Annotated in this window: 12 protein-coding genes; 1 reads left to right on the forward strand and 11 read right to left on the reverse strand. The window is 66.7% G+C overall.

What is annotated here, in order from left to right:
* Window positions 1-25: 25 nt before the first annotated feature.
* The 11 genes from BGO20_RS20305 to BGO20_RS20355 form a co-directional block, all read right to left on the reverse strand.
* Window positions 26-1,354: an NAD(P)H-dependent oxidoreductase gene (locus tag BGO20_RS20305; RefSeq protein ID WP_291659286.1), complete on the reverse strand. Its 1,329-nt coding sequence runs from the start codon at window positions 1,352-1,354 to the stop codon at window positions 26-28.
* 37 nt (window positions 1,355-1,391) lie between these two features.
* On the reverse strand, window positions 1,392-1,958 hold the full coding sequence (gene rfbC, locus BGO20_RS20310) for a dTDP-4-dehydrorhamnose 3,5-epimerase (RefSeq protein WP_291659287.1): 567 nt from the start codon (window positions 1,956-1,958) through the stop codon (window positions 1,392-1,394).
* A 121-nt stretch (window positions 1,959-2,079) separates the two neighbouring features.
* Complete coding sequence (locus BGO20_RS20315; protein ID WP_291659288.1) at window positions 2,080-3,534, reverse strand: lipopolysaccharide biosynthesis protein; 1,455 nt, start codon at window positions 3,532-3,534, stop codon at window positions 2,080-2,082.
* A gap of 18 nt (window positions 3,535-3,552) precedes the next feature.
* Window positions 3,553-4,206, reverse strand: a complete 654-nt coding sequence (locus BGO20_RS20320; protein ID WP_291659289.1) for a PIG-L deacetylase family protein — start codon at window positions 4,204-4,206, stop codon at window positions 3,553-3,555.
* 2 nt (window positions 4,207-4,208) lie between these two features.
* Entirely contained in the window at window positions 4,209-5,042 is an 834-nt protein-coding gene (locus BGO20_RS20325; RefSeq protein WP_291659290.1) for a glycosyltransferase family protein, read from the reverse strand.
* A 47-nt stretch (window positions 5,043-5,089) separates the two neighbouring features.
* Window positions 5,090-6,649, reverse strand: coding sequence for a tyrosine-protein kinase family protein (locus tag BGO20_RS20330; RefSeq protein WP_291659291.1), 1,560 nt, complete (start codon window positions 6,647-6,649; stop codon window positions 5,090-5,092).
* Window positions 6,650-6,952: 303 nt separating this feature from the next.
* Complete coding sequence (locus tag BGO20_RS20335) at window positions 6,953-7,975, reverse strand: O-antigen ligase family protein (protein WP_291659292.1); 1,023 nt, start codon at window positions 7,973-7,975, stop codon at window positions 6,953-6,955.
* On the reverse strand, window positions 7,975-8,298 hold the full coding sequence (locus tag BGO20_RS20340; protein ID WP_291659293.1) for a hypothetical protein: 324 nt from the start codon (window positions 8,296-8,298) through the stop codon (window positions 7,975-7,977). Before BGO20_RS20340 ends, BGO20_RS20335 begins: the two co-directional genes overlap by 1 nt.
* On the reverse strand, window positions 8,295-9,308 hold the full coding sequence (locus tag BGO20_RS20345; RefSeq protein WP_291659294.1) for a glycosyltransferase family 2 protein: 1,014 nt from the start codon (window positions 9,306-9,308) through the stop codon (window positions 8,295-8,297). The genes BGO20_RS20340 and BGO20_RS20345 overlap by 4 nt, the downstream gene beginning before the upstream one ends.
* A gap of 40 nt (window positions 9,309-9,348) precedes the next feature.
* A complete protein-coding gene (locus BGO20_RS20350) occupies window positions 9,349-10,695 on the reverse strand; it encodes a glycosyltransferase family 4 protein (protein ID WP_291659295.1) in 1,347 nt (448 codons plus the stop codon).
* A 16-nt stretch (window positions 10,696-10,711) separates the two neighbouring features.
* Window positions 10,712-12,079 (reverse strand): exopolysaccharide biosynthesis polyprenyl glycosylphosphotransferase, encoded by a 1,368-nt coding sequence (locus tag BGO20_RS20355; RefSeq protein ID WP_291659296.1) that lies wholly within the window; start codon window positions 12,077-12,079, stop codon window positions 10,712-10,714.
* Window positions 12,080-12,639: 560 nt separating this feature from the next.
* Between BGO20_RS20355 and BGO20_RS20360 the strand changes: the two genes are divergently transcribed.
* Window positions 12,640-13,362, forward strand: coding sequence for a WecB/TagA/CpsF family glycosyltransferase (locus BGO20_RS20360; protein ID WP_291659297.1), 723 nt, complete (start codon window positions 12,640-12,642; stop codon window positions 13,360-13,362).
* Window positions 13,363-13,367: the final 5 nt, after the last annotated feature.

Raw genomic sequence — 13,367 nt, forward strand, 5'->3', positions numbered from 1 at the left:
CCTGTTCGCGTCGTGCTCCGGCATGTCAGGACGCAGCCCCGGCCAGCATGGCCGCCGACGCAGCCTCGGCTTCGCGAAGCGGCCAGCGCCTCCGCTGCTCGCGCCAGAGCGCCTCCGCCCGGCGCCCGGCCGGCAGCGCGACATCGGCCAGGCAGACGACATCGTCCTTCTTCTTGTCGCGCAGCAGGACGCAGCCTTCGGACAGGCCGATCGGCAGCGCGTCGGCGCCGCGCGCTTCCGCCGCGTTCTCGATCAGGCCGTAGGCGCAGAACCCGCCGATACCGTCGAGGCGCTCGCCGGCCTTGAGGTCCCGCTTGGCCATCGTGACCACCTCGCAGACCGGTCCGTCGAGCGCAGCCACGGTCGGATCATGCTGGATGACGGCCCGCGCGATCGTCGAGGCGATCTGCAGATGCGGCAGATGGAACGGCGTGTAGAAAACGTAGAACGGCCCGTCGCCGAGCTTGTAATAGGCGAGCTGCGCCTGCTTCAACGGCGCCTCCTCGTGGATCACGACGAAGGCGCCGGTGTGGGGCGCAGCCCCCAGCGCGTAGTCGACCAGCCCCGTCTCGAGCATCGCCTGCGCCGGCAAGCGCTGCGCCACCTCGCGGACATCCTTGCAGGCCGGCCCGTACATGCCGCGGCGGCCTGCCCGGAAGCCCGTCGCATTGGCCAGTACCGTCGTCTCCATCGACAGCTTGGTCGCATCGGCGAAGGAGGTGACTTTGCGCGGATCCTGGTCGTTCTTCTCGGCGAAGGCCCGCTGGGTGTCGGGATTGCGGTAGTAGTCGACCATGCCCTTGATGTTGCCTGCGGCGACGGGCTTGAGGCCGAGGGTGCGCAGATAGCGCAACAGGGTCATGGCGACGCCGGGTTCGTCGCCGTCGGTGTTGGTGAGGACGACGCCCGCCTCGCGGGCCTTCTCGTTCAGGATCGGGCCGATCAGCGAGTCGAGCTCGGCATTCACCATCACCACATGCTTGCGATGGGCGATCGCGTCGAGGACCACGGCCGCTCCGGCCTCGACCGTCCCGGTGACCTCGAGGATGATGTCGATCGCCTCGCATGCGGTCAGAACGGAGGGGTCTTCGGTCAGAACCGGAATCCCGCGCGCAATCGCGCTGTCGGCCTCGCGCGCCGTGGAGGCCCGGGTCCAGCCATGGATGTTCGCTTCGCGAAAGGCGCGCTCCGCGTTGGCGAGGGTCCGGTTTGCGAGCGCGACGAGCCGCATGCCCGGCACAGGCGTGCCGAGTTGCAGCGCGATGGCGCGCCCGGTCGCTCCCGCGCCCACCATGCCCACGCGGATCTGCCGCCCCGCCGCCTCGTATTCGCGCAAAACCAAGTCGAGAGCCATGTCGCGTTTCCTCTTTCGACGCCGTCGCAGGTCGCGGTCAGGCCGACAGGCGCTGTTCCGGCACGGTGCCGGGCAGATCGCCCATGAGCGGCCAGTTGCGGTCCTGTTCGGAGATTTCGGTGATGGCCAGCGGCCAGGCGATGCCGAAGGCGGGGTCGTCGAAGCGCATGCCCTTCGCGGCCGCCGGCGTGTAGAAGGCCGAGGTCATGTAGTGCATCTCGGTGTCGGGCTGCAGGGTCTGGTAGCCATGCGCGCAGCCCTCCGGCAGATAGAGCATGCGGCCGTTGTCCCCGCTCAGCTCGACGCCGTGCCAGTTGCCATAGCTCGGCGATTCCGGCCGCAGGTCCAGCACCACGTCGAACATCGCCCCGCGCGTGCAGCGCACCAGCTTGGCTTCCCTGGCCGGCGCCTCCTGGAAATGCATGCCGCGGACCGTCCCGCGCTTCGTGCTGAAGCCCAGATTGGCCTGAACCGGATCGAAGACGATGCCGTGCTCGGCGAATTCCTTAAGGCACCAGGCCCGCATGAAGCGGCCCCGTGCATCGGCATGCGGAGCGGGATCGATGACTACCGCCCCCGGAATATTCGTCTTCGCGAAGTGCATCCCCAGCCCTCGAAAATCAGGCCCTGTACCTGATTAATGGCGGGAGCATTGCGGTGTTCCGGCGCGAAAGCTCTGCGTAGCCACGCATCTTCTTGGAGCGCCCGGAGAAGCTTTCGCTCGCTCAGACGGAGGCGGATGCTTTTGCAGCGCGGAAGAGATCGAGATACAGCGCCTTCTCGCCGGCGATGAGCAGAAGCGCCGACAGATAGGCTGCCCCGAACGAGCCGACATCCAGCAGCAATCGCAGGACCGGCGCCATCGACGGCGGGCACAGGCTGTGCACGCCGAAGCCGACGAGCGCCGCGATCGCGCACGCGGCCAGCGGGCTCATCAGCGCTCCGGCGAACTCCCGGACACGCACGCCGGTGCCGTGAAGCGCCCAGATCGTGATCGGAATCACCTTGAGCACCATCACAGACGAATAGGCCAGCGCGACGCCGTGCGGGCCATAGGGCAGTCCGATCGCGATGCCGGCGACCATGAACGAGGCGGAGAACAGCCCGATATGGACGCCGCGGCGGATCAGGCCGAGAGCATTGAGCAGCCAGCCGAGCGGGCTGGAGATCGCGAAGACCAGCATCGTCGGCGCCAAGGTCCGGAAGATCTCGATGGCGCTCGTCCATTTCGGGCCCAGCACCACCAGGATCACGTCATCGGCGAAGAGCCCGCACACGACCGTCAGCGGCAAGGTCAGCGTCACCACCAGGGAATAGCCCTTCAGGAAGTAGCGGCGCAGACGGTCGAGGTCTCCCCGCGTCCGCGACAGCGCGGCGAAGGCGACCTCGCCGATGGTGATGTTGAGATTCTCGGTGGGGAAATTGATCAGGTAGAAGGCCCGGCTATAGAGGCCGGTCGCCTCCGTTCCCCAGACGCGGCCAAGCAGAAGCTTGTCGGTGTTGATGGTGATGTAGGACAGGAAGCCGGTGAGCGTCGTGCCGCCGCCGAACCGCAGCATGGAACGCAGCCCCGGGACCATCCTCGGCCGACCCGGCATCCAGCCCGCCGACAGCCACAGGCCGACGGTCGTGGCCAACGGCAAGGTGATCGTCATCGAAACGATCGCCCAATAGCCATAGCCGGCCACCGCCATTCCGACCGAGACGGCCGTTGCGACCACCAGCGCACAGATGTCGATCTTCGCGGATGTCCCGAAGGCGAGCCTCCTCTGGAGCAGCGCCCCGTGCTGCACACCCGCCGCGGTGATCAGGAAGGTGAAGGCGATGACGTCCATGATGGCGAGGAGACGCGGCTCGCGGTAGAAGGCGCTGACCATCGGGGCGGCCACGATGGCCAGCAGCGTCAGCAGGGCACCGAAGGAGAGATTGAGCCAGAACAACGCCGAGGATTCGGCCTCGCTCAGCGAGTCCCGCTGGATCGCCGCCTGGAACAGGCCGAAACAGCCGAACATGTTCAGCACGCCGGTAAAGGCCGTCACCATGGTGACCAGCCCGTAATCCTCCGGGGTCAGCAGGCGGCCGAGCACCATCAGGGCCATGATCCGGATGGCGAAACCGAGACCGCGCGATCCGACATTGATGAGTCCGGCGCGAACGGTTCTGCTCTTGAGGTCCTGCATGGCGATCTCGACAGCCGGTCAGAGCATCAGCTTGCGGGCGTAGAACGCCTCCGCATACCCGCTCGGTGCATTGCATTCCATTCCGCGCAACCGCATCAGCGCCATGAAGGTCGCGCGGTCGAACCAGTGCTTCTGGCGCTGGGACTCGAACGCCTCGAGGATGATGTCGACCTTCCTCTGGCAAGTGTCGTTCGAGAGCGCGTTGAAGACTCCGGGCTGGCCGAGATCGCCGTCATATTTCGGAATCTCGTATTCCAGGATCAGATGGCTGCGAAAGGTGTTCCAGGTCAGCTCCGCGATCAGCCGGTGGTCCTGATGCGAATCATGCCGGTTGTGCGTGAAGATGATGTCCGGAGACACGTCCCGCTTCAGCTCCTCGAAGACGTTCTTGATCTCGGCACCGACGAAAGGCATGTATCCGTCCCGGAAGTCCTTCAGCATGAGCCGCTTCATCCGGGCGGGATCGACGAAGTGTCGGGCGGCGCTCGCCGCTTCCGCCGCACGCACGCCGTTGGCGCTGAAGACGACCCAGTGGAACACGGCATCCGGATGGTCCGCCGCGATCTGGAGCACCGTGCCGCCACAGCCGATCTCGATATCGTCGGAGTGGCAGCCCAGGCAGAGGATCTGCAGCGGGGACGAGCGGGTCCCGTCCGGCTTGAGTCGCAGCATGGTCAGGCCACCTGCGTCATCGCCGAGGCGGCTTTTGCCATCGCCGGATACGACACGCTGGCGCAGTCCTTCCACACCTTCCAGGGCGGGTTGGTGTCGTTGAGTTCTTCCAGCCGCTGCTTGTCCTTGAACGTGTCCATGCACTGCCAGAAGCCGGTGCACTTGTGCGCCAGCAGCGCCTGGCGCTCGATCAGCCGGGCAAACGGTTCCCGCACCAGCTCGTCGCCGGGGTTGATGTAGTCGAAGATCGTGTGGCGGAAGACGAAGAAGCCGCCGTTGATCCAGATGTCCGAATGGCTCAGCGCCGCGACCTCGGCGACCTTGCCGTCCGATGTCGTCCTGACCATGTCGAAGCTCGCCGTGGGCTGCACCAGCAGCAGCGAGCCGACTGCGTCGCTCCGCTCCAGCTCGCCGATCATGGTCGGCAGGTGCAGGTCGCTGAGGCCGTCGCCGTAGTTCGCGAGGAAGTACTCCTCGCCCTGCAGATAGGGCTCGACGGCCTTCAGGCGCTCGCCGATCGTCGCATGCAGGCCGGTCTCGACGAAGGTGATCGTCCAGTCGTCGCTGTCCCGGTTGATGAAGTCGATCTTGCGCCCGCCGCGAGACCAGACGAAGTCGTTCGAGATCGACTCGTCATACTTCAGGAAATAGTCCTTGATCGCGCCGCCCTTGTGGCCGAGGCACAGGATGAAGTCCTTGTGGCCGAAATGGGCGTAGTACTTCATCAGATGCCAGAGGATCGGACGCGAGCCGATCTGCACCATCGGTTTCGGGACGTCGTCGACATAGCCCCGCAGCCGCATGCCCATGCCGCCGCAAAAGAGTACGACCTTCATGATGCTCTCCCTCTGCAAATCGCCGCCTGCAGGCGAGGCGGCCTGTCTCAGAATGCCGCCAGAGCCTTCGGCTCCGCCGCGCCGTCGTCGCGATAACGTTTCATGGTCGCTTCATCGGCCATGTTGAGGATCGTCCCGACTACCTTGAACCGGGCCTGGCCCGCCGACTGGAAGGCCTGCCGGACGAGTTCCGACCGGGTCTCGCCCCATTTCGTCACCAGCACGAAGCCATCCAGCGCGTCCGCGGCGGCTCGCACCTGCGGGCCGGCGACCAGTGACGGCATGTCGACGATGACGGCGTCGTAGGAGACTTCCGCGGCGCCGAGGACGTCCTGCAGAAGCCGCCGCGGCATCAGCCGGTCGCCGCTGCCCAGGCGCTCGGCCAGGGGGAGAACGTCCAGTCCGGGCTGGATGCTCGCGATACCGTCGAGCACGTCTGCCGGCGGATGCCGTCCCGCGACCGGCGGATTCTGCGACAGGCTCGCGACCCAGCGCGAGAGGGCCGGGTTTTCCGGCACCGCGTCGACGAGCAGCACGCGCTTTCCGGCGGCCGCCACGGTCTGCGCCAGGCTGATGGCGAGTGTCGTCGCGCCCTCTCCGGGCATGGTGGACGTGACGCCGACCGCCTGGAAGCCGCCGGGAGCGACGTCCTGCATCATGGCGGCCATGCGCCGCAGCACCGGCCGCCCCGATGCGATCAGGCGACGGGCCGAAGCGTCCTCCTGCCAGGCACTGACCCCGCGGAAGCGCGGCACCGTGCCGAGGCACTCCAGACCCAGGACGTATTCCATCTGCCGCTCGCTGCGGACCGTGTCGTCGATGGCATCGAGCAGAAGAGCGAGTGCGGCGGCCGCAGCCAGCCCGGAGAGGGCTGCAGCGACGAGAACGAGCGCAGCCGGAAGGCCATCCTTCCTCACCGGCGGTTCAGCCTCCGAGATGACCTGGGCGCTGGGTCCAAGGCTCTGATAGATCTCGCGCAGCGTCGGCGCCTTGGAGGACGCGGCATCGGAAGCCCGGGCGCGCTCCTGGAGATAGGTCTGCACCACCGTGTTGACGATGCGCGCCGCCTTTTGCGGATCGACGCCCGCGAAGCTCACGGTGACCATATGGCTGGTTCCGACCTGGCGGACGCCGAGCCTGCTGCGCAAGCTTTCCAGGGCGGCGCGAAAGGCGGGGCTGTTCACGGCACCCTGTGCGGCTCCGCTCTCCCCGGCCACGGCAGGGGGCGGCGCGGCCCCCGCGAATTCGGAATCGCGTGCAAGCTTCAGCGCCTCAACGACCTTGCCCAGAACATTTCCCGATCGAAGCAGCTCGATCTGGTTCTGGACCATCGGAAGATCGGCCCGGCCGGGCAGAATCGCCTGATCCGGTCCCGTCAGGACCTGCCGGATATAGATCAACAGCTGGCTCGAGGCCGTGTAGGTCGCAGGCCGCAACTGCGTGTAGAGCGCGGCGAGCGCCAAGCCTGCCAGGGCTCCGATCGCTAGCAGCCGCTTGCGGTTGCGAAGGCTTCCCAGGCCGAAGGAGGGACGTGGCCGCACTTCGATGCGGCTCTCGAACGTGTCCGTGCCGGGAATGATCTGCGGGCGGCTTCTCGTGTCCATCATGCACTTCAATCAAAGGGGACCCCGTCGCCGGGCATCCGGTTCGGCTCGACAGACTTGCTCAAAGGGGACGCCGGGCCGCCGGAGCGGCCCTGTCGGGTTGAGACCAGATCACTGGCGCCCGCCCCCACCCGGCGGCTGGCGCCTGCAGTGGCCTTCACAGAGCAAACGCAGGGTGATCTGCCGCCGTTCCTGCGCCCGAGCTCGCGCTTGTCTCGATCGCCTCCGGGGGTCTCCGGATAAGCGACAACCCGCCGTGCCGGCAGGGATATCGGCGCCCTCGCGTCGGTGGTGGGCGGACTGGCGTCAGGCGCGTCTTCGCGCACCCTGGGGAGCCGCCATGCGCTCCCGCTCCAGCCAGGCGCAGATCGTCCCCATCACGAACCAGAAGTACCAGTTGAAGGACAGGTAGAAATGCATGTTGTCCGAATAGGACTCGAGCACATAGGCCAGCAGCAGGCAGGAGATGATCAGGATGCCGGGAGGATCGCGGCGCCATCCCCGCAGCAGCCGCCAGGCGACAGAGCCGAGCAGCCAGACCAGCGCGAGCGCGCCCGGAAGCCCCAACTCAAAGCTCATCTGCAGATAGAAGTTGTGACCGTCGATGCCTTGCGGGCCGACCAGCGCAAAGAAATGCGGTGTCGAGGGCTTGAACGACTCCAGGCCGTGGCCGAGGAGCGGTCGCTCCAGCACTTGCGGAATCGCTGATTCCCACAAAGCCTGCCGCCAGACATAGGAATTCAGCCGTGTGGTGTCGTTGAGCTGCGAGAAGCTGTCGACCTCCGTCGCCGCCGTGATGTCGGTCAACCGGTCCAGCAGGCTCGGATTCGCGACGAAGAGCAGCGGGACGAGCAGCAGGCCGGCGAGAAAGCGGCGGTCGATCCCAAACGCATAGACCAGAAACATCACCCCGCATGCGCCCCAGGCGCTGCGCGTCTTGGTGAGCAGCAGGAATGCGACCAGCAGAGGAATGTATAGCGTGACCAGCAGGCGCAGCCGCGGCGAAGCCCGAACGATGTCCGACGCCCTGACGTAGAGGGCCAGGCCCAGCACCAGCACCAGATAGAAGGCGTAGATGTTCGGATGGGAGAAGGTGCTCTGCAGCCGGAACTCCTCCAGGTCGGAAATCCCGCGCGCGATGTCGACGAAGGCATAGAGCGACGGCGGGATCGACGACGCGATCACCAGCAGGACGAGGCGGGAGACGTCGCGTGTCGAGCGCAGGATGAAGAACGGCATCGCGAAGAAGGCCCAGTAGGACAGCATGACGAAGGCGAGCCGCGCCGCCGCCTTGAAGTCCGGGGCGTAGAGCGTCGAGCTGAAGGCCATCAGCAGGAACGGCCCCAGATCGCGAGGACAGGGAATGGCGCCTTCAGCGGCGCCTGCAGGAGGAAGAAGCCGGCCACCGCTATCGCGAGCACGTTGAAGAGGGCGCCGACCCCCATCCCTCCGCCGGAATCGCCTCCCAGCGCATTGAAGACCGGATCCGCCGAAGCCCGGACCAGCAGGACGGCGAAGACGATGCCGCGCAGCACGCGCCAGATCGCCTCAACATTGGCGGCGCGAACCGAGCAGCTCGCCCGGCCGCGATCAGGGGCCGACCGCGCCATGTCGCCGGAGAGGGTATCGATCGCGTCCGACGCGAACCTCATGCTCCAAGCTCCCTTGCCGTGATCCGGGCCTCGCGAAGAGGCCTGCCCGCACCATTCGCCTCGCGGATCGGTTGCAGCCAGGGCTCGACCTCCTGGCGCCATTGCAGCGGAACCGCCCCGGCCGCCCGGGACTGGCCCAGCCGGTCCAGCAGGCGCGGCGCGGCGAGCGCGCCGGCTGCGCGCGGCAGCTCGCGCCAGCGGCCGTGCCTGAAGGCCAGCCCGGCAAAGATGGCCGCGGCCGGCAGGCGCGCGCCCGCTCGCAGCAATTGCCTCGCGAGATAGCGCTCGTGCCCCGCCTCGTCGGATGTAACGCCATGAGCGGCCGCAAGAGCCGCATAGCGCTCGGCGATGGTCAGCCTACCGGCCCGCATCGGATGGACGTTCATCGACAGCGACTGCCGGCCCAGCCGATAGGCGATCAATGGCCGGTCGACCGCGGCCAGCGGCGAATGCAGCGCCAGCCTGATCCAGAGGTCCCAATCCTCCGAGCCGCGCAGCCCCGGATCGAACCCGCCGACATCCCTCAGCACGCCGCGTTCGGCGATGACGCTGGACCCCGTCGGAATCCGATTGCTTTGCAGCAGGCGCGCCAGCACGTCCCCGCCTTCGACATGGTGATGGCCGATGATCCCCAGATCCTCGTCGACGACGGCAACGCCCGTGCAGGACCATCTTTCCGAGCCGGCGCGCATCGCGGCGAGCTGAAGCCTCAACTTGTCAGGCGCCCAGAGATCGTCATCGTCGCAGAATGCGATCCAGCGCCCACCCGCATGGGCGATGCCCGCATTCCGCGCCGCCGAGATGAAGCGGGGTTCGGCGTGACGGACCACCTTGACCCGCGTGTCAGTCGCGGCAAGGCCGGCGAGCCAGGCTTCGGTACCGTCGCTCGAGCCGTCATCGACCACCACGAGCTCGATCGCCACACCCTGTTGGCGCAGGATCGCATTGACCGCCTGCGGCAGGATCCGCCTGCGGTTGTGCGTCGGCACCACGACGGAAACATCGATCATGCGCGGCCCCTCGCCCGTATCGCCGCCAGCCCCCGCATCGTCAGTGCTTGACCCAGCCGGAATGCCCGGACCGCAGCGTGACGACCTCGCCCAGCCGCATCGCCCGTCCTCCGGCGAAGGCTGCATCATAGGCGGCGACCGGCTCAGCCAGCTCCGCATCGGGCTCGATCGTGGCCTGCATCTGACGCGAGCTCGCCGCGAACAGGCTCGCCAGCTTCCGGCACTCGCGGGCGATGTCGTGCCGTTCCAGGACATGGTCTCGCCCCGTCGCGCCCATGGCCCAGATCACGGAATCCGGCGCCTGCAGGCATTGCTTGATCGCGCTCGCCAGCCGGTCGACATCCCCGGCCGGAACGAGCCAGCCGCAATCGCGCTCCGCGACCAGCTCCGGAATGCCAGCGACATAGGTCGTGATGACGGGACGACCGAGGGCGAGTGCTTCCATCAGGACGACCGGCAGCCCCTCGGCGAAGCTCGGCAGGACCAGTGCCCTTGCCTCGCGGATGGCGGCGCGCACCTCCGCATTGCTCATCCAGCCTGCCAGTTCGACATGCTGCTCGAGGCCGAGCTCGCGGATGGCCCGTTCGAGCTGGGGCCGCATCGGGCCGTCGCCGGCAACCGTGAGCTTGAACGGCACGCCCTGCCCCGCCAGCGTCCCGAGAGCACGAAGCAGGATCAGCTGGCCCTTTTGCTCGCTGAGGCGGCCCACCGTCACGAGCCGGGCCTTCGGAATGATCTTCGAAGGCGCGGCGCTGAGGAAGTCGGCATCCAGGCCGCAGCGCACGAGCTTGATCTTCGGCCAGTCCCCGGAAGGTATCCAGCGGCAAAGCTGGCTACCTGTGAACGAGCTGATCACGCAGACGAAGGCGGCGAGCCTCACTTTGGTGGGCAGGCCAAGATATTCGGGCCGGTCGAACTCGTCGGGCCCGTGCACCGTGAAACTGTAGGGCACGCCGGTCAGAAGGTGGGTCAGCATCGCGACCTCGGCGCCGTTCGTCCCGAAATGCGCGTGGATATGCTCGACGCCTTCGTCGCCGACCCAGCCCGCCAGGACGAGCGCTTCCGCGAGATAGGCGAGGTGAAGCAGCGGCGGGCGGCTCGATCGCCGCATCATCCCGATGGCGGCCAGCGTCGCGCTCGCCAGCTTCCGTGGGCTCCGCATCAGGGCGCGCCCGAGGGCGACGGCGAACTTCGCCTTGCCGCCCTCGAGCAGGTAGCGCGTGCGGGCCTGCTCGGCGATATCGTCGGGATCGACCAGTTGCCGGTCCCGCCCCCGCAGCGAGACGCGCAGGACCGAAATCCCGTTCCGCTCGAGTTCGACGATCTCGCGCCGGATGAAGGTGTGCGAGACGGCAGGATATTCGGAGGCGAAGTAGCAGACACGCATCGGACTACCTTTCCGGTCAATAGGCGTTGATGCGCGCGCGCTTCGAGAAAGCGGTCCTGACCAGGATCTTCAGGTCGAAGAAGAACGACCAGTTGTCGACATAGTAGAGGTCGTGCTCGATGCGCTGCTGCATCTTCTCGAAGGTATCGGTTTCCCCGCGCAGGCCATTCACCTGCGCCCAGCCGGTCATGCCGGGCTTGACGTTGTGACGCCGGAACATCCTGCGGATCTGGTCGGCAAACATCTGGTTGTGGGCCAGCGCGTGCGGCCGCGGCCCGACCAGCGACATCTCCCCGCGCAGCACGTTCAAGAGCTGCGGCAGTTCGTCGATGTTCGTCCGCCGCAGGACCCGGCCCACGCGCGTCACGCGCGGATCGTCGCGGACGGCCTGGCGAAACCCGGTGCGCGCATCATCCATGCAGTGCATGCTGCGGAATTTCAGCACCTGGATCGGCTGGTTGTTGAAGCCGAGGCGCGTCTGGCGGAACAGCGCCGGCCCGCGCGACTCGAGCCGGATCAACGCCGCGACCACGACGAACAGCGGCCAGAGCGTCATCAGCAGCACCGAGGCGCCCGCGACGTCGAAGGCCCGCTTGAGGAAGCGGTCCCGCAGCGAACACGGCCCGCAGAACAGCTCGAGCACCCGCAAATGGCCGTAGGTACCGATGCGGCTGCGGCGCATGAGTTCGGCCAGTTCGATCGGCAGGAGCTGGATGCGGACCGGAAGTTCCGACAATGTCTCGACGGCATGCGAGACCACCTGCATGTTGTCGGAGCCGAACAGGATCAGCACGGCATCGATCGGGAGCGCTCGGCACTCCTGCCGGATGGCCAAAAGCTGCTGCTCGAGGGCTGCGCCTTCCGCGTCGTCCTCGGACACGGACGGGAAATCGTACCACCGCAGGATATGCTCGTAGCGCGCCGCCAGCCGGGCTCGGACATGCCCGACGCCACGCGCGCCGGGCATGACGAGCACGACCATGCTCTCGCGATGCCATTGCTCCTGCCAGCGAACGCGGTCGACGACCTGCCAGAGGCCGGCCCTGACGGCGACCTGCGCCAGCAGGGTCGAAAGCCATTGCGCGAGGAACGTCCCGCGGGAATAGCCCTGCAGGCTGTTGGCGAGATAGGCGAAGGTCAGAAGCGCGACGAAGGAAAGGGCGAGCGCAGCGACGCCGCGCGAACAGCTGTGCTCGTTCCATTGCGGACCCAGCAGGTCATACTGGTTGTCGGCAATGCACAGGGCGACGTACAGCGCCGCCACCCCGACCGATGCCAGCGCATAGTCCGCCCGGAAGAAGACCACGCCGTAAGCCACGGCCGAGTAAGCGAGAAACGCTGCATAGGCGCAGGCCGCGATGACGATCATCTCGGTCGTGGCCACGACGACCGTCCAGAAAAACTGTGTTCCACGCGTCAGGGAGACCGTGGCAAGATGTCGCTCGCGAGGGGAAATAGCATTGGTCGACATGGGCTCATCGAATGCTGTCGCGGTTGAGCGAAATGATCGATCGTGACGACAGATTAATGCTTCTCGGCAGCCTCAAGTTCTTCTCGACCTATCTATGATGCGTCCGGCAGCCTCGATCTGAAGATATTCCCCGATGAAATGCGCAACCTGTTGCGCATTTCGGCACTCCCCCGGCTAACCGAATTTGCGTCTCCGTCGTTTCAACTGATCCATGCCGCAACGGCATGGTCCACGACAACGCTCGAAAGCTCCGTCCCTCGAACAAATCAACCGCCTCGGCATTGAATTTTCAGAACGGCACGTGACCTGGCTGCGGCTCGCACCGCAACACGGCGTCTCGACCGGCATCGTCGCCTCCTGTCTCCTTGCCCGAGGGATTTTTGATGCCACCAGACACAGCACTTCCCCATACGGCTGAAGCGGCGCAGCCTGGCCGGGTCCAGATCCTGAACGGCCGGTTCGACAAACTCTCCATGGATCAGACCGTAGAAGAGCTCATCCAGGCGGTCCGCACCGGTGAACGCGGCATCCTGTCGACCGTCAACGTGGCGATCCTGATGATGATGCGCTCCAGCCCCCGGCTGCAGCGCTTCATCGATGCATCGCGCTGGACGGTGGCCGATGGCCAGCCGCTCGTGTGGGCCTCGCATCTCTGGCAGCAGCCCCTGCCTGAGCGTGTCGCGGGCATCGATCTGATCGACAGACTCTGCGCCCGCGCCGTGCAGGAAGGTATCGGAGTCTATTTTCTCGGCGCCGAGAGTGACATCGTCCGCTCGGCCGTTGGCATTCTCCAGGCCCGCCACCGCGGCCTCGACGTCCGTGGCTATGCCGACGGCTATTTCCGGCCGGACCAGGCGCCGGCACGGGCACGGGCCGTCGCCGAAAGCGGAGCCGGGTTGCTGTTCGTCGCAATGGGCGTGCCCCGGCAGGAGCACTTCATCGAGGAGCAGTGGGACAATCTCGGGGCGCAGGTCGTCGTTGGCGTCGGCGGCAGCCTCGACGTGATCACGGGCCGCCGAAAGCGGGCTCCCGCATTCGTCCAGCGCGCCGGGCTCGAATGGGCTTATCGCCTCGCCCAGGAACCGCGTCGCCTTTTCAGGCGCTACCTGGTCACGAACTCGCAGTTCCTCGGGCTGATCTCGTGGAGCGCGATCGCCCAGGTCTCGCGCGCCCGACGCGCAGCCCCGCGGCCTTGAGCGAG

Source organism: Allobosea sp. 67-29, assembly GCF_001898115.1.
Classification (GTDB): Bacteria; Pseudomonadota; Alphaproteobacteria; order Rhizobiales; family Beijerinckiaceae; genus Allobosea.